This is a genomic window from Phytoactinopolyspora halotolerans (assembly GCF_010550675.1).
In the GTDB taxonomy this organism is placed as follows: domain Bacteria; phylum Actinomycetota; class Actinomycetes; order Jiangellales; family Jiangellaceae; genus Phytoactinopolyspora; species Phytoactinopolyspora halotolerans.
The window spans coordinates 1-996 of the sequence record NZ_JAAGOA010000061.1; the positions used below are offsets into that span (position 1 = coordinate 1).

1 protein-coding gene is annotated in these 996 nt (G+C 62.4%); it reads left to right on the forward strand.

Features of this window, described 5'->3' with window-relative positions:
* Positions 1–79: 79 nt before the first annotated feature.
* Positions 80–970 (forward strand): IS982 family transposase, encoded by an 891-nt coding sequence (locus G1H10_RS32085; RefSeq protein ID WP_163745356.1) that lies wholly within the window; start codon positions 80–82, stop codon positions 968–970.
* Positions 971–996: the final 26 nt, after the last annotated feature.

The following is a 996-nucleotide window of genomic DNA, read 5'->3' on the forward strand; positions in this document are numbered from 1 at the left end:
CTAGATGAGTGATTCCTTGAAGATCACGGTCGGCGCGTCGTGACCGGAGAAGTGGACGGAGGGTGTTCAAGATCAATGTGTGACGAAAGAACTGAACACCCTCCTGACTGCACTGTACGTATTGATCGACGATCACGTGGCACCGTCTCGGACAGGCCGGGGCCGACGACCGGAGTTGTCCGATGCCGAGCTGGTCACCCTGGCGGTGGCCCAGGTGCTGCTGGGCTACGACTGCGAACGCCGCTGGGTCCGGCACATCCGTTCGAGTCCGCAGTGGCAACAGATGTTTCCGTATCTGCCGGAGCAATCGGGGTATCACAAGCGGCTGAAGAAGGCCCGTCCGCTGCTGGGTCGGGCGCTGTTGCTGATAGCCGAGCAGTGTCCGTCGTGGTACGACGATGTGTGGATGACCGATGCCACGCCGGTGCCGTGTGGCGCATCGCGGGAGACAGCCCGACGCTCGGACCTGGCCGGAGACGCCGGCTACGGCTACTGCGCGTCGCATTCGCGGTTCTACTGGGGGTTCAAGCTGTACCTGGTCTGCACCGGGGACGGGATGCCGATCATGTGGTGCCTGGCCAACCCGAAGATCGGCGAACGCGAGGTCGTTGCTGCGTTGTTGGAGCACAATCATCACCTCCTCCGGTTCGGGCAGATTCTGCTGGCCGACAAGGGTTTCTCCGGCAAGCAGTTCAAACAGCTCATCGACGCCATGGGGCTACGTCTGCTGCGCCCGGATCGCAAAGACGAGACCTACACCAACGGCAACCTCGGCGGCGTGCGTCAGTGGATCGAGTCGGTCAACCAGACCCTCAAAGCCCAGCTCGGTCTGGAAAAGCACGGCGGGCGCACGCTGGCCGGGGTCTTCACCCGCATCAGCCAGCGGCTCCTGGCCCTGGCCGCCGGGATCTGGCACAACTGGGCCCTCGGCCTCACAGCCAAACGATCACTGATCGCCTATGACCACTGACAATCTTCAAGGAATCATTCATCTAG